The organism is Pseudoalteromonas sp. A41-2 (assembly GCF_015767615.1).
Taxonomy (GTDB): Bacteria; Pseudomonadota; Gammaproteobacteria; order Enterobacterales; family Alteromonadaceae; genus Pseudoalteromonas; species Pseudoalteromonas lipolytica.
This window is the reverse complement of record NZ_CP065231.1, coordinates 1,783,268-1,806,730: the sequence shown is the minus strand read 5'-3', so window position 1 is coordinate 1,806,730 and position 23,463 is coordinate 1,783,268. Positions and strand designations below refer to the sequence as shown.

Sequence of the window (23,463 nt, the reverse complement as noted above, 5' to 3'; positions counted from 1 at the left end):
CCGTTTTTGTATTCTACTCTCACGTAATATTAGGATCAGACCATGAGCTACTCATCAGCTACTTACCTGGATGCGCTTAAAGCGTCGGGTGATTTTCTAAGCTTAACTCGTGAAAACGAATTTTCATTACCTTATTCATCATTCACGTTAACGAATGGGACAAATGTGACTGTCCATGACACGGGGATTATCGAGTTTCAGCCTGCAACAGCAAGCAATAAAGATATTGTGTTATCAAGTGCGATACACGGTAATGAAACAGCGCCAATTGAAATTTGCGATCAGTTAATTAGTGCAATAATTAAAGAAGAGATGACCTTAAAACAACGCGTGCTGTTTATTTTTGGTAACCCAAAATCAATAAATATCGGTAAGCGATTTGTTGAAGAAAACTTAAATCGTTTATTCAATGGTCATCATACCCAAGAGGGCATTGCTTCAAACCCTGAGCGTGTGCGCGCAAAACAATTAGAAGATGTTGTCAGTGACTTTTTTAGTCGTGGCAGCGAAGGTAGCGCACGTTGTCATTATGATCTGCATACTGCTATTCGTGGTTCAAAAAATGAAAAATTTGCTGTGTATCCGTACTTACATGGCAAACCGTGGAAAAAATCACAATTGCAGTTTTTATTAAGCTGTGGCGTAAACACCGTATTAATGATGAAGTCGGCAGCGACAACCTTTAGCTACTACTCGTCATTTGTCCATGGCGCTGACTCATTTACCGTTGAGCTCGGTCAAGTTAAAGCGTTTGGTGAGAATGATATGTCACGCTTTGCGAAAACCAAAGAAACTTTAATTGCATTAATTAGTCAAGAAAGTGTTGAATATGGTGAGTTTAATGCATCTGATTTTGAGCTTTTTTCAGTTTATAGAACAATAAACCGAACGTGCGAAGACTTTAGTTTTCCATTCGCAGATGACGTAGAAAATTTTACGGGCTTCGCGAAAGGTGAATTATTAGCAACTGATGGTCAGACCAGGTATGTGGCTGAGGTTGAGGGTGAAGCTATAATCTTCCCAAATGCTGATGTAGCCTTAGGTCAGCGTGCATTATTGACGGTTATTCCAATGCAAGTTGATAGCAACTTTATTTAAAATAGTTGCATTTACACCCACCAAAATACAGTTAACTATATGATATTAAATAAAATTTATTGTTGTATAGTTAACTTTCCATGCATGTTTAGCGATTTATCGACTATTCGTCTATGATTAGTTGAATAACAACTTACGTTAACGTAAAGTGTCGGCAGTTTAATTTAAATAGATTGAAAATTACGCAAACTTTATCCTTACAGCTTTTGCTGATAAAAATTCAAATAAGGGCAGTTGCGTATGTATCTGACAACGAAAGAAGGTAGGTTATGAGTAATCCAAATAACGTATCGCTGAATATTAATCATGAACTGTCATTTATTGATGGTCACGCATTAAAAATCCCTACATTAAGCATTCTTAATGAGGAAGGCGACATCTATGAAGGTGCAACAGCACCTGATATCGACAAAGACACCGCAATTCGTCTTTATGAGACAATGCGATTCATTCGTGCGCTTGATGAGCGTATGCAAGCGGCACAGCGTCAAGGTCGTGTTAGTTTTTATATGCAATGTTTAGGCGAAGAAGCGGCGGTGACTGCCTCGGCTGCAGCGCTTGATCAAAATGACATGATTATGGCGCAGTACCGCGAACAAGCAGCATTACGTTATCGTGGTTTTAGCCTAGATCAATTTATGAATCAGATGTTCTCGAATGAGAAAGACTTAGGTAAAGGTCGCCAAATGCCAATCCATTATGGCTCTCGCGAACTTAACTATATGACTATATCGTCGCCGCTAGGGACACAAATCCCGCAGGCTACGGGTTACGCATACGGTCAAAAAGTACGTCACATTGATGCAGAAACGGGTGATTTAAACAGCACGATTGATAACATCACTATTTGTTATTTTGGTGAAGGTGCTGCCTCAGAAGGTGATTTCCATGCCGGTTTGAATATGGCTGCGGTTCATAAAGCGCCTGTTATCTTTTTTGCACGTAATAATGGCTATGCGATTTCAACGCCTGCAGATGAGCAATTTAAAGGTGACGGTATTGCATCACGCGGTGTTGGTTATGGCATTAAAACTATTCGAGTTGACGGTGCAGATGCACTTGCTGTCTATGCTGCGACTAAGAAAGCACGTGAAATCGTTACAACTCATGGTGAGCCGGTACTGATTGAGTCGATTGCTTATCGACTAGGTGCACACTCTACGAGTGATGATCCAAGTGGTTACCGCAGTAAAGACGAAGAAGCCAAACATCAAGGTTGCCCAATTGAGCGTTTTCGCAAGTGGTTACTTAAGCAGGGGTGGTTAGATGAAGCCCAAGATGCGAAAGATAAAGAAACCATTCGTGAAGAAATTTTAGCGGCACTTAAACGTGCAGAAAAAGTAGCGAAACCAGCGTTAGAAGAACTTATCTCTGATGTATACGATACGCCAATTCCATCACTGCAAAAACAATACGAAGAATTAAAACAACACATTTTGCAGCATCCTGATGCTTATCCAACGACTGCAGGGAGATTAAAGTAATGGCTAAAATGAACATGCTTCATGCAATTAATTCTGCCCTTGATATCACCATGGCAGAGCACCCAAATGCCTGTATTTTTGGTGAAGATGTTGGCTATTTTGGTGGTGTATTCCGTGCAACCTCAGGCTTACAAGAGAAATACGGTAAGCATCGTGTATTTAATACACCTTTGACTGAGCAAGGTATTTTAGGTTTTGCCAATGGCCTTGCTGCATTCGGTGCGCCTGCATTAGCAGAAATTCAATTTGCTGATTATATTTTCCCTGCATTTGACCAAATTGTGAATGAATCAGCTAAATTCCGTTACCGCAGTGGTAATGAATTTAACGTGGGTAATTTAACAATTCGCACGCCGTATGGTGGCGGGATTGCAGGTGGTTTATATCATTCACAATCGCCTGAAGCTTATTTTGCACATACCCCAGGTTTAAAATTGGTTGTGCCACGTAACCCTTATCAAGCTAAAGGTTTATTACGTGCATCAATCAAGGACAACAACCCGGTTCTTTTCTTTGAGCCTAAGCGTTTATACCGTGCATCAACCGGTGAAGTGCCTGAAGAAGATTACAGCATTGAGCTTGGTAAAGCCGAAGTTGTTCAAGAAGGTACTGACGTTACCTTACTTGCTTGGGGGGCGCAGATGGAAATCATTGAAGACGCAGCGAAAAAAGCAGCTGAACAGGGTATTAGTTGTGAAGTTATTGACTTACGTACAATTTTACCTTGGGACGTTGAAACAATTGCTAAATCTGTTACTAAAACAGGGCGCCTAATTGTTAGCCACGAAGCGCCAATTACCAATGGTTTTGGGGCCGAGATTGTTGCGACTATTCAACAAGAGTGTTTCTTACACTTAGAGTCGCCAATTGCGCGTGTGTGTGGTTTAGATACGCCGTACCCACTCGCCCTTGAAAAAGAATATGTGCCAGATGCGCACAAAGTGCTTGCTGCGATTAAGCAATCAGTTGAGTTTTAGGAGTCAGTATGTCTAAAGATTTTATCTTACCAGATATCGGCGAAGGCATCGTAGAGTGTGAAATCGTTGAATGGTTAGTTGCAGAGGGTGATACGGTAAAAGAAGATCAGCCTATTTGTGACGTAATGACCGACAAAGCACTTGTACAAATTCCAGCAGTGCACGATGGTGTGATCAGCAAGTTATATTACGCAAAAGGTGATATTGCAAAAGTGCATGCTCCTTTATTTGCAATGGATGTTGATGGTGAAACGCCAAGCCAAACAGTTGAAGCAGCAGACGATACCGCTGCACAGCCAACACCGCAACCTGCAACCTCAGGCTCGTTTTTAGAAGACTTTATCTTGCCAGACATTGGTGAAGGTATTGTTGAATGCGAAATCGTTGAGTGGTTAGTCAGCGAAGGCGATGAAATAGTAGAAGATCAAGCTGTTTGTGATGTGATGACAGACAAAGCTTTGGTTCAAATTCCGGCTAAATACACGGGTAAAGTCGAAAAGCTTTACTATCAAAAAGGCGATATTGCTGCGGTACACAGCCCGTTATTCCAAATGAGTATCGAAGGCCATACTGCCGAGCCCGATGTCAGCTCAGCGGTTGTTAAAGCACAAACTAACGCGGCCAATAAACCTTCAGAAAAACCAGCAACGCCTGCTGCAAATAAACAGCTTAACAAAAAAGCAGTTGCATCACCGGCAGTGCGTCGTAAAGCCCGTGAGCTAGATGTTGATTTAACGCAAGTGCCAGGTTCGGGTAAAAATGGCCGTATTTATAAGCAGGATATTGAAGACTTCTTAAATGAGGGTCAAAGCCAAGCACGTACTGAAACTGTTTCGTCAGCAACATCACAATCAACACCTGTGGTAGTGACAGGCGGAAGCCGTGTTGAGCCAATTAAAGGCATTAAAGCAGCGATGGCTAAGCAAATGGTTGCGTCAGTATCGACAATTCCTCATTTTACATTCTGTGACGAAATCGATTTAACAAAACTTATTGCACTGCGTACTGATTTAAAAGAGCAGTATAAACAGCAGGGCGTTAAGCTCACTATGATGCCATTTTTTATCAAAGCGTTGTCGCTTGCAATTAAGCAGTTCCCAGTGCTTAACTCGCAAGTAAACGATGAGTGTACGGAGTTGACGTACTTTGATGATCATAATATTGGTATGGCAGTAGATTCGAAGATTGGTTTATTAGTGCCTAATATTAAATCATGCCAGTCGAAGAGCATTGTTGATGTTGCAAACGAAGTTACTCGTTTAACAGAAGCCGCTCGTGATGGTCGTGTATCACCTGATGACTTAAAGGGTGGAACAATCAGTATTTCTAATATTGGTGCGATTGGTGGCACAATTGCTACCCCGATCATCAATAAGCCTGAGGTGGCAATTGTCGCATTAGGTAAATTACAGCATTTACCGCGCTTTGATGAAAATGGTCATGTGGTATCGGCAGCTATTATGCAAGTGAGTTGGTCTGGCGACCACCGTGTTATCGATGGCGGTACTATTGCTCGATTCAATAATTTGTGGAAATCTTACTTAGAAGATCCCGCAAAAATGATGATGGCAATGAGCTAATTTATTCGTTATTAAAAAACCAGCTTCGGCTGGTTTTTTTATGTATGATGTTTAAGTGAATGTGTATAAATAACGATATCTTATAAGGAATTAAATGGAGCACTTTAAAGAAGCGTTGAATAGATATGCCGACTTTACCGGGCGCATACGTCGTCAGTCATATTGGATGTTTATCCTCTTTTACCTGCTATTTGCGATGCTTTGCGGCTTAATTGATAGCTTACTGGGCGAAGAGATTATTAGCAGTATTTATGCATTAGCGCTTTTTATACCATCATTAAGTGCAACCACCAGACGTCTTCATGATACTGGCCGGTCAGGTTGGTGGCAGCTTTTGTATTTATTACCTGTTGTTGGTGTACTTATCGTTATTGTGTTCTGTGTTTTAGACTCAGAAAAAGAACACAATCAGTACGGCCCATGTCCTAAATAGCACTCGTCACACAATGCCCTGTTTTCATAGGGCATTGTGGGTTTAATCTCTACACTAAAGACCGTAAAAATATAAACCGTAACCAACAATCAAGGCTGGGATAGACGAATAAACAGTGGCGACCACTGCGGCTCGTGGAGCCAGCGCTATTGCAGGGAACAGGGCATCACCATCATTAGAGATTGCGTTTGCAGCCATCGCGCTAAACGGAATAATGCCTTGAATATAAAGAGTCATAACGACAATTTGTGGTCCGCAACCCGGAAGCAGTCCTATGGCAACAGCTATCAAGGGGGCTAAATAGGCATAGTTAGAAAACCAACCAGTCAGGTCAACACCCACCACATTAACAAAAATCTCAAATACCATAAACGAAGCGACAACCCAGGCAGTAACGAAGTGTGTATCCATCAAGACTTTCGTTAACTTTGAAGGTGGGGTGCAGGGCGCTTCTTCGCTGGTAATTTGTTTGTAATTTTGACCTTTTGACGACAACGCCCAGATAACAACCACAAATAAGGCCATTATCGATCCAAACACACTGATGATATCGATAATAGGTTGGCTAAAAAGTGTTTGCTCAACATTCATAGCAATTAAAAAAGCGATGATTACACTTGGGATCAGTGAAAACTTCCAAATAGGTCGGCTAAATTGGATTGCTTTTGGCTGACATTGTGGCTCTTCAATATAGTCGCTTGGCTGTGAAGGCTGAAAGCGGTGCCGACTATGAAAAAGGTTAACGATTTGTCCGCTGATAATGCCCACACACACGCCTAAAAGCATCATAATAAGGCCATCAAGTGGGCGGGTTGCGAGTAGTAAAAATGCAGCATCACCCATTGTGGCTGTTAATACCGCAACCACAGAACCAAAGCTTGCTTGTCGTTTAGTAAATTGAGTGACAACAATGATTGCGCCGCCACAACCGGGTAATGCGCCCAATATAGAGGCAAAGCTCACCTCTAAAAAACCAGATCTTGCGCGTAAATAGCTTAATTGCAGTTGGGGAAGGCGATCAATTAAATAGTAATAGATTAATAGGGTTGCGGCTACGAAAACAGAAACCTGAAAAAAAGCATCGCTTAATGCTTGTAAGGTAAACCCGCGAGTTGCTGGTACAACAAGGGCAATAAGAATTAAAAGGGGCAAGAATAAGCGCTTATTGTCCGTAATATAACACCTCGCTTTTTGAGAAAAGAATCTCGATTGTGTTAATAAAATCATACAGTGCAACCTAAAAATTAATCAGATTACACTGTATTATTACTTTAAATGAAAATCAATATCATTTGCATCTATTTGCGTTGGAATTCTGAGCTCTCATTCCATTTAGGCCATTCTTCACGCTCAGAGATATCAAAACCAACTTGATAGAATAACTGAAGGTCTTGAACTGCGCCCGAAAGATCCCATTCATCACGGTAACGATCGCAAGGTTGATGATAACAACCACGAAGCACTAAACTCATGCGCTTGCGGTAAGTGGCCGTTTCTTCATCAAAAGCAACACTTCCACCGCCTGAATACATTGCAGGCACGCCCATGTTTGCAAATGCAAAATGATCTGAGCGGTAGTAGCCACCTGATGAAGGTTTAGGATCGCCCGAAACAGTTCTATCTTGTGCCTTAGCTGCCGTTTCTAATAACGTGTCCATTTCTGACTTACCAATACCAACAACACTGATATCTTTTACTTTACCGAGCAAGTTCAAGCTATCCATATTAATGTTAGCAACAGTATTTTTAGCAGGAATAACGGGGTTAGCAGCGTAATACTTTGAGCCAAGTAAGCCTTGCTCTTCAGCGGTAACAGCTAAAAAGGTCATTGAGCGACTAGGGTGCTTCGGTAAACTTGTAAATGCTTCAGCAACCTCAATTAAACCCGCAGTGCCTGTCGCATTATCGTGTGCACCGTTATAAATCTGATCACCTTTACGGGTTTTATCAGTGCCTAAGTGATCCCAGTGAGCTGAGTATATAACATGCTCGTCTGGTTTTTCGCTACCAGGCAAAGTCGCAATGAAGTTATATGAAATTGACTTTTTAATCGTATTATTTACAGTTACGCTCGCGGTTAAATCGCCCATATCAACATGGTATGCACCTTTTGCTGCGTTGGCTTTCATGGTATCGAAGTCTAAGCCTGCTTTTGTGAAAAGCTCTTTAGCGACATCTGTCGTTACCCAACCTTCAACCGCAACACGGTCCATATTGTTGTTTTCTTTTTGAAAACCAAACTGTTCGCCACTCCATGAGTTTTCAACCACAGACCAAGGATAAGAAGCCGGAGCGGTTTCGTGAATAATAATTGCACCTGCGGCACCTTGGCGGCTCGCTTCTTCATATTTATACGTCCAACGACCATAATAAGTCATCGCATCGCCGGTAAATAGCGCCGGATCTTTTGTAGCAAAACCAGGATCGTTGACCAGCATAACCACTGTTTTACCTTCAACGTCTAAGCCTTCGTAGTCATTCCAGTTATATTCAGGGGCGTTAACACCGTAACCAACAAACACGAGTTCAGAATCTTTAATGCTTTGTTGTGCGCTGATACGGCTACTGCCCATGACCATGTCTTTTTTATACTCATAATCTTTACCACCGATAGTAAGGACCATGTTAGGGTCGGCTTCAAGGGATACCAGAGGCACTTCTTGTAAGAAGCTATCACCATTACCTGGTTGGTAACCAAGCGCTTTGAATTGCTCTGTTAGGTAAGCAAGGGTTAATTCTTCACCTTTTGATGAAGGTGCACGACCACCAAACTCATCTGAAGCAAGCACTTTAATATGCTCAGCTAATTGTGCTGAATTTAATGCTTTGATAGGCTTTTTCTACATCATCAGAAGTAATACTTGTTGAAGCACAGCCTGCAAGAATAGCGCTTGCGAGTACTGTCATTGGAAAATAGCGTTTCATAATAGCTCTTTTTTTGTTTTAAGATGGCAATAGTATATGAGGTTCTATTAATGAGAACCAGTTTTTACGGTAAACTAGCGTAAAGCTTCAAGAAGTTAAATGTAATAGCCCATGAAACGATTTACACCGCCAGAGCAGTGGTCAACACAGTATTTAACCACCGGCGCATTTGCCGACTTAGCCGATTTATTCAAAATTCATGAATTGACTGATTGGCCGAGTTGCCAATGGTTTTCACAATTTTTAAATGCCACAACGTCACAAGGCCAAGCTATTCGCTTTGTTGAAGACGAGCAGTTTGCTGATGAAAGCCGTTACTATGAACAAATTATATTCGAAACGGGCCACGTGCCGACGCGGCAACAGAATTGGCACGATCTCTTTGGTGGGTTTATTTGGTGTTTGTTTCCAAAAACAAAGTCACTGATAAACCATCAACATATTGAAGAAATTAAACTACATGGTCTAAAAGAGCGAAGTAAACACCGAAACGCCCTAACATTGTTTGATGAATGTGGTGTTGTGCTTGCAATTACACACACGCAATGGCAGCAACAATTGCGTGATCATCAATGGGAACATGCATTTGTTGATAAGCGCGAAGAATGGGGGCGCACTATTCGTCCTTATATGTTTGGTCATGCAAATTACGAAATGCTCACTCAACCTTATATAGGTTTGACAGGCAAGGCGTTGTTTATCGTTGTTCCTGATGACATATTTTGTAAAGATTTAAGCAGTCAATATGCATATCTAGATCAACGCCTTTATGAGATGATTAAGTTTGATGATTGTTTGCGCGATAATAAAAACTTATCGCCACTCCCTTTGTTAGGTGTGCCAGGGTGGTGGACCGACAATGAAAATCCAGAATTTTACAGTAATACAGATTACTTTAGACCGAAACGAAGGAAACGAACATGATTGAAGTAGCAGGGCTTAAAAAGAAATTTAAGCTGACGAAAGATCATAAAAAAAACAACACGGATAAAATCGATCCCCGTGAAGATAAGCAATTTTTTCACTCTGTAAGAGATGTCAGTTTTCACTGCGATAAAGGTGAAGTATTGGGTTTGCTTGGTCCAAATGGTGCGGGTAAAACAACGACACTTAGAATGATTTCTACCGCATTGAAACCAGATGAGGGCAGCATTACTATCTCTGGTCACGATATTGTTAAAAAGCCATTGATTGGACGAAAATCAATTGGCTTTTTATCAGGCAGCACTGGGTTGTATGGGCGATTAACCGTCAAAGAAAATGTAGAATACTTTGCACGCCTGCATGGTATGAATAAAAAACTGATTGCATCACGTTGTGACGAATTGTTTACTTTACTCGATATGCACAGTTTTATTGATAAACGCGCCGAAAACCTTTCTACAGGTATGAAACAAAAAGCCAATATAGCGCGTGCAGTGATCCACCAGCCAGACGTCGTCATACTTGACGAGCCAACCACTGGCCTTGATATTATGACCACACAAACCGTTATTAACTTTATTAAAGGCCTGAAAGAGCAGGGCACGCCGGTTATTTTTTCAACGCATCATTTAGATGAAGTCGCCTTGTTATGTGACCGTGTCGCAGTTATTAATCAAGGGCTTAGCTGCTTTGATGGCACGTTAGATGAATTTAAACAAACAGGACAAAGTGACGTGCTGAACCAAGCGTTTATGAATATTTTAACGGAGAGTCGTGATGTTTGAAGTATTTAAAAAGGAATTAAAAGAGCTATTACGCGACCGTAAAACACTCATATTTGTGGTTGCGCTACCTGTTGCTATTTTTCCATTGTTATTTGCAATTATGGCCTTTATTAGCTCGCAGGCTGCGTTAGAGGCTGAGCAAGAAGTGCATACCTACGCCATTATTAATGGTCAATACGCACAAGAGTTCACAGACAAAGTTTTTTATCATAAAAGCTTTTCACAGTATAAAGGCGAAGAATCGTTCAATTCAGTTGAAGATTTAACAAATGCAGTTAAAGCTGGCACGATTGACATGGGGATATACTTACCCTCAGATGCCAAACAAACATTAGATAATGCCAAACAGAGTGAATGGCAAGTCGTGTATAACGATGCAAAAGCGATTAACTTTTTGTTTGACCGTGTAAAAGAACTTGCCAAAGAGTATGGCGATAAACTGCGTACTACTAAGCTGTTAAGTTTTGGTGTATCAGAGCAGCAACAGGCTGCGATTATCGAGCCTATAAAAGTCGTGAAAGTGGATACGGCTGATAAACGTGAAAATCTGGGTGAAAAAATTGGCGGATTTATTCCTTATTTATTGATCCCACTTGTTTTAATGGGCGCAACCTACCCAGCGATTGATTTAGGTGCGGGAGAAAAAGAGCGCGGAACGCTGGAAACTCTTTTACTTACGCCAATCACGCGTACGCAGCTGGTTCTTGGTAAATTTATTACATTACTCGCTTCATCTATCGCAACAACGACGATTACGGTACTCAGTATGGGAATTTGGGTGTCTGTTGCTATCGCATTTGTTGATTTAGCCGTTGTTAAAACAGCATTTAGCTCATTAACTGTGTTTGATTTGGGATTGATTTTTATATTACTCGTTCCAATTGCGGCCATTTTTTCATCGCTTGCGCTCGCGATTTCTATTTACGCACGTACCTTTAAAGAAGCACAAAACTACATGGCACCGCTGAGTATTGGGGTTATTTTCCCGATTATGATTGCGCTAATGCCTAACGTAGAGCTCACCAGCAAAACGGCGTTTATTCCGGTAACGAATGTTGCTTTAGCGATTAAAGAGATTATTAAAGGCACTGTTGATTACACCCTAGTTGGGCTCATTTTCTTAGCCACCGTTATTGTGGCGGGGGCGTTATTGGCTTTCTGCGTTAAGTGGTTTAATAAAGAAGACGTGCTATTTAGATAGTCAATAAGTCAGTTATTTATACGATTAAAAGCACCGTTTTGGTGCTTTTTTCGTTTCTAGCGAACGCTGCTGTAGGTAGTCATAATTAATTATAATTTTTTATCTTTCCCCCATCTTTATCATGAAATTCTCCTATACTATTTACAAGGTGGTAAATAAGGCTTTTTGTTCAATGGATTCTGAAAAATTATCGCGTTTAATAGTGCTACACAAGTTACCTATATTTGCATTTATTGTCCTTGTCATAATGGCGTGCTTAGCAACCGTAAAATATGAAATTGATACGCGTGAAGATGTCTACAAACGAACTTATGAGCAAATGCAGCGAGAGCTTTCAGCAAAAAAGTCGACCTTTACTACGACGTTAAGAGAGAATATTTCAGCTTTAAACTTCCTTGATGCAACCCCGCCGATCATGGCGATTATGCGGGCCACAAATGAAAATAATATCGACCCTGTGTTAGGCACGCCCATTTCAGCCTGGAAAGACCGCTTAGCTAAAATATTTAGCGGGTTTATGGCAACCGACAAAGATTTAGCGCAAGCACGCTACATATATGTCGCTGATAACGGCAAAGAGGTTGTACGTGTAGACAACATAAACGGCAAAGTCAGCCGTATTGCTGAGCAAAATTTACAGCACAAAGGTCAGCGTGATTACATGCAAATCACCCGTCAATTAACTAATGGCCATATTTATGTGTCACCTATTAATTACAATCGTGAAAACGGTGCACTTCAAGTTCCTTATGTAAGCACGTACCGAGTCTCTAAGCTGATTAAAGATGCCAATGGTGACCCTTTCGCGGTGTTAATCATTAACTATTATGCAGACGATTTAATTCAAGGCTTAATAGAAGGAACCCCGCGAAAATTTAATGTTTTTCTTTTAAATGCAAAACAACAATTTATCTATCATCCAAATGAAGCATACCGTTTTAGTTTTGAAAAAGGCGATGCGCATTTTTGGTACGAAGAATTTAATAGTAATCATGATATGGCGCACGTTGATCTCTTTGACGTGGTGAACTTACCTGACAGGCTTTTTTTGAAAGAGGAGATAGCGTTTCAAAATGGTATTCAAATGGAGCCGTTAACGATAGCAGTGGCAATTGATACTGAAAACTTACTGTATGAAATAAAGCAAAAGCGCTATAGATTTATAGCCATGCTCTGTTTGATCATTGTAGTAGTCGTTATCTTGTTCATTATTTACCAGCGAGATATTAATCGTAAACTCGAGCTAAGCTTTCTTAAGGAGAAGAATAGCAAAATAATCGAAAGCTCATCCGATGCCATTATTATGATAAAAGCAAACGGTGTTATCGATAATGCGAATAAAACAGCGAAAGAGTTTTTTGGTATTGAAGAGCAACACACCCAATTTGATGAATTATTTAACTACAATGACGAAGATTTTCAGGGCATTGCTCAGGCACTTAAAGAAGGAAAACGGTGCTCATTCGAAGCGATACATATTGCCGATGAAAATACCCACTACTTTTCGATTACCATGGCTCCTATTTTTGATGCGGCTAATCAAGAATTTCAAATAGCGGCAATATTACGCAATATTGATTCGCTGAAATGTGCTCAACATCAGCTTGAAAAGCTCAATGGTTCACTGGAAGAAAAAGTAAAGATGCGCACAGCCGAGCTTGAAGAAGCAACCGAAAAAGCATTAGCGGCAAGTAAAGCTAAAAGTCAGTTTGTTGCCAATATTTCCCATGAAATTCGGACCCCGATGAATGGTGTACTCGGTATGCTAGAAATGCTTGAAGAAGAACTGCTTACCCCACAGCAAAAAAAATATTTACATTACGCGAGTAGTAGCGCTAATTCTTTAATGACGCTGATAAATGATATTCTTGATTTTTCTAAAATCGAGGCAGGCAAACTCGATTTAGACTGTCACGAATTTGATGTGGTATCTGTGTGCAGTGATTTAGTGACATCGATGGCAGTGCAAGGACAGAAAAAAGGCATTGAAGTACTTTTTGATTGCAGTGGCATTACACGAAGAACGGTTATGGGTGACAGTCATCGACTAAAACAAATCTTAAATAACCTGTTAAGTAACGCTTTTAAATTTACTCACCAAGGGCATGTTAGCCTGACAGTTACACAGCTGTCTGTTGAGAAAAATGAGTTAATGTTGAATTTTTCGGTGTGTGATACTGGGATTGGGATTTCAAAAGAGAATCAAGATAAGCTATTTGAGGTGTTTACCCAAGAAGACTCGAGTACAACGCGTCATTACGGTGGAAGCGGCCTTGGTTTGTCAATCAGTCGCAAGTTATCGCAACTTATGGGCGGTGATATCATAGTAGAAAGCGAAAAAGGTAAGGGCAGCTGTTTTATCGCAAGTGTTTGTGTCGCACCTTCAGACATATCCATACAACACAGTGTTATTGCAGCATTACCTGAAAAACGGATGGGTATCGCGGTGCAGTACGATAAATTGGCAACCAACCTTGAAAAACAACTTACTATGCTATCAGAGCCTGCACCCAAACAGCTACTTAGGTTAAATAACGTGACAGAGGCAGAACTTAAGTTACTTGATCTAGTGATTGTTGAGCACAAACATCCCTTATTCGAGCGAGTGTTGAATTGGGCGAGAAATCATCTGCAAAAACATGCACTCATCTTAGGGGTTATGTCGTCACTTGCCAAAAAATATGACTTACCAGCTAATGTAATGGTGATTGCAAAACCCATTACGCCTGATGAATTAAGCTATCGATTAGCGCTATTATTGAATAATAGTCAGCAGTTTGTTGAGCATGTTAAAAGCACAGATAAAGAGCAAGTTAGAATTGATTTGAGCGATAAACATATTCTTATCGTTGATGATAATTTAATTAATATTGAAGTGAGTAAAGCCATCCTTCGCGACAGCAATGTAACTATTGAATCAGCCAATGATGGCTTTGAAGCATTAGAACTTTTGAAAAATAGTAAGACAATATTCGATTTGATTTTAATGGACTGTCAAATGCCCAACTTAAATGGTTATGACTGCACAAAGGAAATCAGACAAGGTAAAGCAGGCGATGCTTATCAAGATGTGATCATCATTGCGATGACAGCCAGTGCCATGGCTGGCGACAGAGAAAAGTGTTTAAGTGTTGGCATGAACGATTACATTACAAAACCCATTAAGCAAGCCACATTACGCAATAAATTGTCGATGTGGCTCAAAGGTTAAACAGCTTATGCCGCATCTTGGCTTTTGTCGAAGGCGGGGGTTGGGTTTAGTTTGCTGATATCTGCAGAGTGAATGACTTTTTGTGTTTCGCTCCAATGTAGCAGCTCGATTTTCCCGCAACTGTTTTCAACAAGCGCTGTGCAGTTTTCTATCCAATCTCCGTCATTGCAATACACAATATCATCGACAATTTTCACCGCAGGGTGATGAATATGGCCACATATAATGCCATCAACGCCTTGTTTTTTTGCTTCATGAATTGCTGCATTTTCAAAGGCTTCAATTGCTGCACGCGCTTTGTGTACGCGTGCTTTGATCCACGAAGCAAGCGACCAGTAATTCCCTCCAAACAAACGTCTAATTCGGTTTGTCCAGCGGTTTAAAAATAGTAAAAAATCGTATCCAGCATCACCCGCTATACTAATTAGCTTGTTGTAACGGGTTGCTGAATCAAAGTCATCACCGTGCAAAAGTAAAAAACGTTTATTCGCCTTCGTGGTGTGTATATATTTTTTATGAACTTCTATACCAAATAATGACTCGTTGGCGTAATGACGAAAAGTTTCATCATGGTTTCCTGGTATGTAAATAACACGCGTGCCGTCTTTGGCTTTTTTTTGAATAAGCGCAAGTACATCATAGTGACTTGGGTGCCAGAAAAACTGCCGTTTCATTGACCATAAATCAACTATATCGCCAACAAGGTAAAGTACATCACATTCGATAGAATTTAAAAAGTTTAATAAATACTGAGCTTGGCAGTCTTTGTAACCTAAGTGAACGTCGGAAATCCAAACGGCAGGATAGTGAGTTTTATTACTGCTAGTTGTGTTATTCATGGCATTTACTCATGGTGTAATAAGCTAAATGCTAGGGATAGAAGGTGACATTAAAAAGACGGTTTAGCGAAACATCTATGACAAAGTGCACATGATCAAAAAAACCGCCGAAGCGGTTTTTTTAACTGAGATAGCGTAAAAGGTTTAGCCTTTTACTAATGCCGCAATTTCAGCGATTGCAGTGTCTAAATCAAGCATGAGCTTTTCACCCGTACGACGGTTTTTAAGCTCAACTTTATTCTCATCTAGGTTTCGTTCACCAATGACCAGTGTGTAAGGCACACCGAGTAATTCCATGTCGTTGAACATAACACCTGGGCGCTCTTTACGGTCATCAAATAACACATCGATACCTTGCGCTTTTAGACCGTCATATAAGTTGTTTGCAATATCAGGAATACGATGAGATTTATGCATGTTCATAGGAACGATGGCTAAATCAAACGGTGCAATAGGTTGTGGCCATTTAATACCGTATTCATCATTATTTTGTTCAATGGCAGCGGCAACGATACGCGATACACCAATACCATAACAACCCATTGTCATGATCTGATTTTTACCTGACTCGCTTAATACACCTGCTTTCATTGCTTCAGAGTATTTAGTACCCAGTTGGAAGATATGACCAACCTCAATACCGCGTTTAATTTGTAACGTACCTTGGCCACATGGGCTAGGATCGCCTTCTACAATATTACGAATATCGGCAACTTCATAGTTTTCAACATCGCGGTCCCAATTAATGCCGCTAAAGTGCTCGCCATCTTTGTTTGCACCGGCAACAAAGTCAGCCATTACATTGGCAGTGCGGTCTACAATAATAGGCATGTTTAGACCAACAGGGCCTAGTGAGCCTGGTTTCGCGCCAATCGCCGCAACGATGTCTTCTTCTTTAGCCATTTCAAGAGGTGAATCAACAAGCGGGTGTTTCTCTGCTTTTAGTTCATTTAATTCATGATCACCACGTACAATAAGAGCCACTAAACCACGTTGTTCGTTTTCATCAGGTGCGCCATACACAATCAGTGTTTTAACGCCACGATGAGGTTTAACCCCGTAATGCTCTTTTAGCTCAGCAATTGTTTTTGCATCTGGCGTAGGGAATGCCTTAAGCTCTTTTGTCGCTGCTGGACGTGCATCTGTTGGTGCAAGCGCTTCAGCTTTTTCGATATTTGCTGCGTAATCACTTGCATCACTGAATGCAATGGCATCTTCACCAGATTCAGCCAGTACATGAAACTCATGCGACACGCTGCCACCAATAGAGCCGGTATCAGCAATAACTGGACGGTAATCAAGACCCAGACGCTCAAAGATATTGCAGTATGCTGTGTGCATTACTTGGTATGTTTTTTCTAAACACTCGTCACTTAAATGGAAAGAATACGCATCTTTCATGGTGAATTCGCGTGCACGCATCACACCAAAACGAGGACGCACTTCATCACGTACTTTTGTCTGTACTTGATAAAGAGTCAGTGGAAGTTGTTTATATGAGCTTACTTCTTTACGAACGAAATCAGTGATAACTTCTTCGTGCGTCGGACCAAGTGCGAATGGGCGATTGTGGCGGTCATTAATACGCAGTAATTCAGGACCAAATTGCTCCCAACGGCCCGATTCTTCCCATAAGTCAGCTGGCTGGATAATCGGCATTAGCATTTCGATTGCGCCGGCTTTATCCATTTCTTCACGTACAATGTTTTCTACTTTTTTCAGTACGCGTAAACCAGAGGGCAACCACGTGTATAAACCCGACGCAACGCGGCGGATCATGCCAGCTCGTAGCATTAATTGATGAGAAACAATCTCAGCATCAGACGGAGTTTCTTTAAGTGTTGCGAGTATATATTGACTGGTACGCATCTCTATTCCAAGTAGTGTTAAAATTATTATCGTTTACTCAAATCATTTGAGTAGTAACAAGGCGCTCAGTTTACCAGCGGAAGCGGTGACACTAAAGCGCTAACTGTTAAAAACTAGCATTTTTCGATACTGGTTACAGTATTATGGTCGCCAGTAACAAACCAACGAATATTAAAATCATATAATGTCATGCCGTAGCTTTGTGTTGATTCACGTTGCTTTTTGTAAGCAGGGCGTGGGTCTTGCTTTAACACATTGCTGATAAAGGCTTTTAATTCGGGATAATCGGTTTGTTTAGCGATAAAAGCAAGCGATTCTTCGCTAAATTCTACACTCATATCTGTTTCTGGGCGGGTGTCGGCAAAGCCAGCACTGGCCTCATGCATTGCATCTGAGTAAGGTAAATAGGGTTTGATGTCTAAAATAGGCGTGCCATCAAGTAAATCAATACCCGATAACAATAAGCTCAACTGGCCATTTTTGTATTCAATGCCTTCAAGTTTTACGGCACTCATACCGATTGCGTTGGGTCTAAACGTGGCACGCGTTGCAAATACACCTTTACGCTCGTTACCCCCTAAGCGAGGAGGGCGTACCATAGCTGAATAGCCTTTGTCTGCTGTTTCATGAAATCTAAATAGCAGCCAAATATGACTAAACTCATCGAGGCCACGCACAAATTCTTCACGATTGAAATCAGCTGTAAAAACGAGTTTTGCTTTTGCTTCGGGTACTAAACGTGGTTGCCGTGGTATGGCAAACTTTTGTTTATAAGGAGAATGGATATGCCCGACAGCCGTTAATTGATATTCGCTCATAATGCGTTGTAATTAGAAAAAACTGCCATCATTTTACATGCAAACACAAAAAAAGGCAGTCTGGGCTGCCTTTAAACATTTAAACTAAGTGGTTTAAATTAAAACATGTACTGAAAAGAGACCGATGCGACATCCATATCAGGGTCAATATCATCTTCAAGCTCATAACGCTCATACTCAAAACGTACTTGCATATTGGTAGTAAAAGCATACTCAATACCTGCGCCATAAAATACATCGCCGCCATCTGTATCTGCACTAATGCTGCCAAGATCACCTAAATCTTGTTCCACTTCGGCATCCCATTCAAGCCACCCGCCTTTCGCATACACTGAAAAGCTCTCAGTAATGGGGGCAGCAAGCCTCGCTGCGAGGGAAATACCATCAAGCTCTACTTTTGAATCAATGTCACTTGCTTCATCAAAGTTTTGATAGGCAAGCTCTAGGCTCAAGTACTTATTGAACTGTGTCCCTATGTAGCCTTTAAGCATTTGTGAATCATCATCGAAATCGGTGTCGTTTTCACTGTCTTCAAATTGGAAAGAGTATTGACCATAACCAATACCAGTATAAATACGAGGAGAATCCATTTCGGAAGTATCTGCATGGGCAGCGTTATTAAAACCAAGTAGTGCTAAAGAAAGTGCAGAAATTGAAATTACTTTAATCATTTAATAGCTCCTTTAAAAAATAAATAAACGATGTATTCATATCGCTCGTAGGAACTATTGCACTGAATATGCCAATATATTTTATACGCTTAAAGTATTGGTTTTAACGCTGTTTTAGGCTTTTTTTGCGCAGTATGATTAATCAGTGATCAGCTGTTCAGTTTCATACGCGCAACAATTTCAATCAGCTATGTAGAAGTTACTTAACTACGCTTTTTGCAGTAAGGTTTCTGTTTCAATGGCAATCTCTTTCATTTTAATTGCGTAGTTTTCGATTTTCTTTTCTTCATCAGTTTCAGCTGTGTAGGTCGGTACCGCGATAGGGTAACCCGCTTCATCCATTGCTATGAAACTAATAACACAGTGATTTGTTTCGACTAAGTTTTGTGTTTTAGGGTCGCCGCAACGCACTTGAATAAAAATTTGCATACTTGTTTTACCGGTATGCGCAATACTCGCTTTAACTTCAACAATTTGTCCGACAAGAATAGGGCGCTGGAATTTAACACCAGCAACAGACACGGTGACACAGTAGTGACCGCTCCAACCCGCTGCACAGGCATAGCCTGCTTGGTCTATCCATTTCATTACAACACCTCCGTGTACTTTACCTCCAAAGTTCACATCAGTAGGCTCAGCTAAAAAACGAAAAGTTACACTTGATGACGGCATATATCACTCACTATAAATTTAAACACGACTAAGGGTTTGCTTACCTTTCAAGGTTAAATTTGCAGCAGTCTGTGTGCGATTCAGTCAAGGCAGCGGCTATAGCGTGTGGTTATCCCCATGAATAGCCGATAACGCAGCATCAAAACCAAACAGGCGCTCCCCTTTGAGTTATGCTTAGGGGCGCTTTACTCTTTGTTGCTCGGTTTTTACTTAGCTCACTAGGTTACAAACCACGCGCCGTGATTTAAGCGTCCCAAGTTTGAACAAATCTTAATCTGCAAAGGTAAACAGATCTTAAGCATAGACTAAAAAAGGGGCCGAAGCCCCTGCAATTTAGGATAAATAGTAATTAAATGAGTAACGTGCGTTACATATTAGGGTAGTTTGGTCCACCCGCACCTTCAGGCGTGACCCAGCAAATGTTTTGACTTGGATCCTTAATATCGCAGGTTTTACAATGCACGCAGTTTTGTGAATTGATCACAAACTCTTTTTGGCCTTCGATTTCTTGAACTTCATAAACCCCTGCAGGACAATAACGTTGTGCTGGTTCGTCAAACTTCACTAAATTTACGTTAATTGGAATGCTGTTGTCTTTGAGCTTTAAGTGACAAGGCTGAGATTCTTCATGGTTCGTATTTGATAAAAACACCGACGATAATTTATCAAAGCTCAGCTTGCCATCGGGTTTGGGATAACTAATCTTTTCGGCTCTGCTTGCATCAACAAGTGTTGCATAGTCAGGTGTATTGTCTTCAAACTTGAAAGGAAGTTTCCCTGCAAAGATATTTTGGTCAAGTGTGTTGTATGCGCCACCCAAAAATTTACCTAACTTGTGCATAACAGGGCCAAAGTTGCGTGATTGATACAGCTCTTTATAGGCCCAGCTTTGCTCAAATGCGGTTGCATATTCAGCTAAATCGCTATTTTCTTTGCCTTGAGCAAGCGCCTCAACAATCACATCGGCAGCGACCATGCCTGATTTCATAGCCGTGTGATTACCTTTAATTTTAGCAAAATTCAGTGTGCCGGCATCACACCCGACAATTAAGCCACCAGGAAAATGCATTTTTGGTAAAGAGTGCAGGCCGCCTTTTGCTATCGCACGAGCGCCATACGCAATACGTTCACCGCCTTCTAATACGTCTTTAAAGATTGGGTGATGTTTCATGCGTTGAAATTCATCAAACGGACTCAGGTGCGGGTTTGAGTAATTAAGGTCGACAATTAAACCAACCACAACTTGGTTGTTCTCGCTGTGATACATAAACGCACCACCGCTTGTATCACCCGTTAGTGGCCAACCAGTACCATGAACCACAGTACCTTGTTTATGTTTGCTTTCGTCAACGTGCCAAATTTCTTTAAAGCCTAAGCCGTAGTGCTGTGGTGATGCATCTTTATCAAGAGCAAAATGATTAATAAGCTCTTTGCCTAAATGACCACGGCAACCTTCAGCAAATACTGTGTATTTTGCTCTTAATTCCATGCCCGGCATATAGCCGTCTTTTTCATTACCGTCTTTATCAAGACCCATATCGCCGGTAATAATCCCTTTCACGGTGTCATCTTCGATAATTAACGAGTGCGCACTAAATCCGGGGAAAATTTCTACCCCTAGATTTTCTGCTTGTTCAGCTAAAAATCGACATACATTGCCCATCGAAACAATATAGTTGCCATCATTGTGGAACGTTTTCGGGCTCGCAAAGTGGGGGATGCTGGTGGCTTTCTCACTGTTATTAAACCAGTAAATGTCATCCTGAGTCACTTTTGTTGAAACAGGCGCTCCTAATGATTGCCAATCTGGGAGTAGCTCATCAAGTGCGCGTGTCTCGAATACTGCACCCGATAAAATATGCGCGCCCACCTCAGAGCCTTTCTCTACCACACAGATCATTAATTCTTGTTGTTTTTCTTGTGCTTGTTGTGCCAATCGAATAGCTGTTGATAAACCCGCTGGGCCTGCGCCTACGATAACAACATCAAATTCCATGGTTTCGCGTTCGACCATATAAACCTCTTATCAGTGACGGACCTGCATTAAAAGAACCGTATTTCATACTTGCAAATGAAACGTTACAGGCTGTGAATACTTTAAGGTTATTTTAGGTTGACGTTTACGTCAACAGGAAGTAGTCTGAAATCATAAAATAAATAAGTTGACGTAGACGTCAGCTTTAAGAACACACAATTGATGGAGTCACGATGAAAATCCTCGTTCCAATTAAAAGAGTAATTGACTATAACGTCAAAGCACGCGTTAAAGCAGATAAATCGGATGTTGATTTAGCTAATGTAAAAATGGCGATGAACCCGTTTTGTGAAATTGCAATTGAAGAAGCTATTCGTTTGAAAGAAGCAGGCACGGCAACAGAAGTTGTGGCTGTAACTATTGGTAATAAATCATCTCAAGAGCAATTACGTACAGCATTAGCACTGGGTGCAGATAAAGCGATTCATATCGAAACTGAAGAAAAACTAGAGTCGCTACACGTAGCGAAGCTATTAAGTAAGATTGTTGAGCAAGAGTCACCCGAGCTGGTTATTTTAGGCAAACAATCGATTGATTCAGACAATAATCAAACAGGTCAAATGCTCGCTGCTTTAACAGGACGTGGCCAAGGTACTTTTGCCTCTAAAGTTGATGTGCAATCAGGTACTGTGAATGTTACGCGTGAAGTAGATGGTGGTTTACAAACTGTCGCGCTTAAATTACCTGCCATTGTAACGACAGATTTACGCCTAAACGAGCCGCGTTATGCATCGTTACCAAATATTATGAAAGCAAAGCGCAAACCGTTAGAGGTCATTGCTGCAGATAGCTTAGGTGTTGACCTTGCTCCGCGCATTCAGCTTGTTGAAGTTAATGAACCTGAAAAACGTTCAGCCGGTATTATCGTTGAAGATGTGGCGACGTTGGTTGAAAAGTTAAAAACAGAAGCGAAGGTGATCTAAATGAAAACATTAGTGATAGCTGAACACGACAACGGTGTTCTAAAGCCTGAAACACATAAAACAATGACCGCTGCTGTTAAATTAGGTTTTGACGTTGATTTATTATTAGCTGGTGAAAATCTAGCGGCTATGAGCGAAAAGGCAGCGTCGATCGCCGGTGTTAGTAATGTACTAGTCGCTGACGATACCGCTTACGCTCACCAATTAGCTGAGAATGTGGCTGATCTTGTTTTATCTCTTAGTGACAATTATTCACACATTGTGGCAAGTGCTACGACAACGGGCAAAAACTTTATGCCACGTGTTGCGGCCTTATTAGATGTTGCGCAAATCTCAGAAATTATCGATGTGATTGATGCTGACACGTTCAAGCGTCCAATTTATGCGGGTAATGCAATTGCAACCGTTAAATCACTCGATACTAAAAAAGTAATCACTGTACGTGCAAGCAGCTTTGATGTGGCCGCTGAACAAGCCCCTGTTTCTGTCTCAGCGATTGATAGTAAAGGGTCTGTAGGCTTAAGCGAGTTTGTATCACAAGAACAAACTGAATCAGAGCGTCCTGAGCTCACGGCAGCACCGGTGGTAATTTCGGGTGGCCGAGGTATGCAAAATGGTGAGAATTTCGCGTTATTAAACGGTATCGCTGACAAACTAGGTGCGGCAATTGGCGCGTCTCGTGCTGCAGTTGACGCGGGCTTTGTGCCAAATGATATGCAAGTAGGTCAAACGGGTAAAATTGTTGCCCCTGATTTATACATTGCAGTAGGTATCAGTGGGGCCATTCAGCATTTGGCGGGTATGAAAGACTCAAAAGTCATTGTTGCAATAAATAAAGACCCTGACGCACCTATTTTCCAAGTGGCTGATTATGGTTTAGTTGCTGACTTATTTGATGTATTACCCGAGCTTGAAAACGCACTGTAATACATAACGATTCTGGTTGTTAAAAGCTGTTCACCTTCTAGGTGCGCAGCTTTTTTTATACTCGTTTCTGTCTGAATACGAGTAAGGGCGT

The 23,463-nt window shown here is 41.1% G+C and carries 18 protein-coding genes and 1 pseudogene; 11 read left to right on the top strand and 8 right to left on the bottom strand.

The features are described from left to right. Window positions 1–42: 42 nt before the first annotated feature. The 5 genes from astE to IT970_RS08265 all read left to right on the top strand — a co-directional run bounded on the left by astE (window position 43) and on the right by IT970_RS08265 (window position 5,572). The gene (gene astE, locus IT970_RS08285) at window positions 43–1,098 is read left to right on the top strand and encodes a succinylglutamate desuccinylase (RefSeq protein WP_065979960.1); all 1,056 of its coding nucleotides are present in this window, start codon (window positions 43–45) and stop codon (window positions 1,096–1,098) included. A gap of 269 nt (window positions 1,099–1,367) precedes the next feature. Further along, window positions 1,368–2,582: a thiamine pyrophosphate-dependent dehydrogenase E1 component subunit alpha gene (locus IT970_RS08280; protein ID WP_036968259.1), complete on the top strand. Its 1,215-nt coding sequence runs from the start codon at window positions 1,368–1,370 to the stop codon at window positions 2,580–2,582. Further along, window positions 2,582–3,559 carry an alpha-ketoacid dehydrogenase subunit beta gene (locus tag IT970_RS08275; RefSeq protein ID WP_036968262.1) on the top strand — a complete coding sequence of 326 codons (978 nt, stop codon included), beginning with the start codon at window positions 2,582–2,584 and terminating at the stop codon, window positions 3,557–3,559. The genes IT970_RS08280 and IT970_RS08275 overlap by 1 nt, the downstream gene beginning before the upstream one ends. 8 nt (window positions 3,560–3,567) lie before the next feature. Then, window positions 3,568–5,139 (top strand): dihydrolipoyllysine-residue acetyltransferase, encoded by a 1,572-nt coding sequence (locus tag IT970_RS08270; protein ID WP_196857189.1) that lies wholly within the window; start codon window positions 3,568–3,570, stop codon window positions 5,137–5,139. 94 nt (window positions 5,140–5,233) lie between these two features. Next, complete coding sequence (locus tag IT970_RS08265; RefSeq protein WP_065979958.1) at window positions 5,234–5,572, top strand: DUF805 domain-containing protein; 339 nt, start codon at window positions 5,234–5,236, stop codon at window positions 5,570–5,572. A 54-nt stretch (window positions 5,573–5,626) separates the two neighbouring features. On the opposite strand, the gene IT970_RS08260 is transcribed toward IT970_RS08265, so the two are convergent. Together IT970_RS08260 and IT970_RS08255 are read right to left on the bottom strand one after the other, a co-directional pair. Further along, window positions 5,627–6,799, bottom strand: a complete 1,173-nt coding sequence (locus IT970_RS08260; protein ID WP_196857188.1) for a putative manganese transporter — start codon at window positions 6,797–6,799, stop codon at window positions 5,627–5,629. Between the two features lie 71 nt (window positions 6,800–6,870). Continuing rightward, a pseudogene (locus IT970_RS08255) lies at window positions 6,871–8,497 on the bottom strand (M28 family peptidase). A 111-nt stretch (window positions 8,498–8,608) separates the two neighbouring features. Between IT970_RS08255 and IT970_RS08250 the strand changes: the two are divergent. The 4 genes from IT970_RS08250 (at window position 8,609) to IT970_RS08235 (ending at window position 14,618) form a co-directional block, all read left to right on the top strand. Next, window positions 8,609–9,421 carry a DUF3025 domain-containing protein gene (locus tag IT970_RS08250; protein WP_036968279.1) on the top strand — a complete coding sequence of 271 codons (813 nt, stop codon included), beginning with the start codon at window positions 8,609–8,611 and terminating at the stop codon, window positions 9,419–9,421. Further along, on the top strand, window positions 9,418–10,206 hold the full coding sequence (locus tag IT970_RS08245) for an ABC transporter ATP-binding protein (protein WP_036968282.1): 789 nt from the start codon (window positions 9,418–9,420) through the stop codon (window positions 10,204–10,206). Before IT970_RS08250 ends, IT970_RS08245 begins: the two co-directional genes overlap by 4 nt. Continuing rightward, complete coding sequence (locus IT970_RS08240) at window positions 10,199–11,407, top strand: ABC transporter permease (protein WP_182394876.1); 1,209 nt, start codon at window positions 10,199–10,201, stop codon at window positions 11,405–11,407. The genes IT970_RS08245 and IT970_RS08240 overlap by 8 nt, the downstream gene beginning before the upstream one ends. Window positions 11,408–11,579: 172 nt before the next feature. Further along, window positions 11,580–14,618: an ATP-binding protein gene (locus IT970_RS08235; protein WP_196857187.1), complete on the top strand. Its 3,039-nt coding sequence runs from the start codon at window positions 11,580–11,582 to the stop codon at window positions 14,616–14,618. 5 nt (window positions 14,619–14,623) lie between these two features. On the opposite strand, the gene IT970_RS08230 is transcribed toward IT970_RS08235, so the two are convergent. The 6 genes from IT970_RS08230 to IT970_RS08205 form a co-directional block, all read right to left on the bottom strand. After that, entirely contained in the window at window positions 14,624–15,457 is an 834-nt protein-coding gene (locus tag IT970_RS08230) for a UDP-2,3-diacylglucosamine diphosphatase (RefSeq protein WP_036968287.1), read from the bottom strand. A 144-nt stretch (window positions 15,458–15,601) separates the two neighbouring features. After that, window positions 15,602–17,326, bottom strand: a complete 1,725-nt coding sequence (locus IT970_RS08225; RefSeq protein WP_036968292.1) for a proline--tRNA ligase — start codon at window positions 17,324–17,326, stop codon at window positions 15,602–15,604. 113 nt (window positions 17,327–17,439) lie between these two features. Further along, on the bottom strand, window positions 17,440–18,144 hold the full coding sequence (tsaA, locus tag IT970_RS08220) for a tRNA (N6-threonylcarbamoyladenosine(37)-N6)-methyltransferase TrmO (protein WP_036968295.1): 705 nt from the start codon (window positions 18,142–18,144) through the stop codon (window positions 17,440–17,442). A gap of 98 nt (window positions 18,145–18,242) precedes the next feature. Then, entirely contained in the window at window positions 18,243–18,815 is a 573-nt protein-coding gene (locus IT970_RS08215) for an outer membrane beta-barrel protein (protein ID WP_036968298.1), read from the bottom strand. 207 nt (window positions 18,816–19,022) lie between these two features. After that, on the bottom strand, window positions 19,023–19,487 hold the full coding sequence (locus tag IT970_RS08210; RefSeq protein ID WP_036968300.1) for an acyl-CoA thioesterase: 465 nt from the start codon (window positions 19,485–19,487) through the stop codon (window positions 19,023–19,025). A 367-nt stretch (window positions 19,488–19,854) separates the two neighbouring features. Then, window positions 19,855–21,501 carry an electron transfer flavoprotein-ubiquinone oxidoreductase gene (locus IT970_RS08205; protein WP_036968302.1) on the bottom strand — a complete coding sequence of 549 codons (1,647 nt, stop codon included), beginning with the start codon at window positions 21,499–21,501 and terminating at the stop codon, window positions 19,855–19,857. A gap of 194 nt (window positions 21,502–21,695) precedes the next feature. On the opposite strand from IT970_RS08205, the gene IT970_RS08200 reads away from it, so the two are divergent. Both IT970_RS08200 and IT970_RS08195 read left to right on the top strand, forming a co-directional pair. Further along, on the top strand, window positions 21,696–22,445 hold the full coding sequence (locus tag IT970_RS08200) for an electron transfer flavoprotein subunit beta/FixA family protein (RefSeq protein WP_036968304.1): 750 nt from the start codon (window positions 21,696–21,698) through the stop codon (window positions 22,443–22,445). Then, on the top strand, window positions 22,446–23,372 hold the full coding sequence (locus IT970_RS08195) for an FAD-binding protein (protein ID WP_182396384.1): 927 nt from the start codon (window positions 22,446–22,448) through the stop codon (window positions 23,370–23,372). Window positions 23,373–23,463: the final 91 nt, after the last annotated feature.

Coding starts and splice junctions, on each gene's coding strand:
- IT970_RS08270 (WP_196857189.1), top strand. CDS start 3,568: ATGTCTAAAGATTTTATCTTACCAGATATCGGCGAAGGCATCGTAGAG.
- IT970_RS08205 (WP_036968302.1), bottom strand. CDS start 21,501: ATGGTCGAACGCGAAACCATGGAATTTGATGTTGTTATCGTAGGCGCA.
- IT970_RS08245 (WP_036968282.1), top strand. CDS start 9,418: ATGATTGAAGTAGCAGGGCTTAAAAAGAAATTTAAGCTGACGAAAGAT.
- astE (WP_065979960.1), top strand. CDS start 43: ATGAGCTACTCATCAGCTACTTACCTGGATGCGCTTAAAGCGTCGGGT.
- IT970_RS08200 (WP_036968304.1), top strand. CDS start 21,696: ATGAAAATCCTCGTTCCAATTAAAAGAGTAATTGACTATAACGTCAAA.
- IT970_RS08210 (WP_036968300.1), bottom strand. CDS start 19,487: ATGCCGTCATCAAGTGTAACTTTTCGTTTTTTAGCTGAGCCTACTGAT.
- IT970_RS08275 (WP_036968262.1), top strand. CDS start 2,582: ATGGCTAAAATGAACATGCTTCATGCAATTAATTCTGCCCTTGATATC.
- IT970_RS08195 (WP_182396384.1), top strand. CDS start 22,446: ATGAAAACATTAGTGATAGCTGAACACGACAACGGTGTTCTAAAGCCT.
- IT970_RS08225 (WP_036968292.1), bottom strand. CDS start 17,326: ATGCGTACCAGTCAATATATACTCGCAACACTTAAAGAAACTCCGTCT.
- IT970_RS08215 (WP_036968298.1), bottom strand. CDS start 18,815: ATGATTAAAGTAATTTCAATTTCTGCACTTTCTTTAGCACTACTTGGT.
- IT970_RS08250 (WP_036968279.1), top strand. CDS start 8,609: ATGAAACGATTTACACCGCCAGAGCAGTGGTCAACACAGTATTTAACC.
- IT970_RS08230 (WP_036968287.1), bottom strand. CDS start 15,457: ATGAATAACACAACTAGCAGTAATAAAACTCACTATCCTGCCGTTTGG.
- IT970_RS08280 (WP_036968259.1), top strand. CDS start 1,368: ATGAGTAATCCAAATAACGTATCGCTGAATATTAATCATGAACTGTCA.
- IT970_RS08235 (WP_196857187.1), top strand. CDS start 11,580: ATGGATTCTGAAAAATTATCGCGTTTAATAGTGCTACACAAGTTACCT.
- IT970_RS08240 (WP_182394876.1), top strand. CDS start 10,199: ATGTTTGAAGTATTTAAAAAGGAATTAAAAGAGCTATTACGCGACCGT.
- tsaA (WP_036968295.1), bottom strand. CDS start 18,144: ATGAGCGAATATCAATTAACGGCTGTCGGGCATATCCATTCTCCTTAT.
- IT970_RS08265 (WP_065979958.1), top strand. CDS start 5,234: ATGGAGCACTTTAAAGAAGCGTTGAATAGATATGCCGACTTTACCGGG.
- IT970_RS08260 (WP_196857188.1), bottom strand. CDS start 6,799: ATGATTTTATTAACACAATCGAGATTCTTTTCTCAAAAAGCGAGGTGT.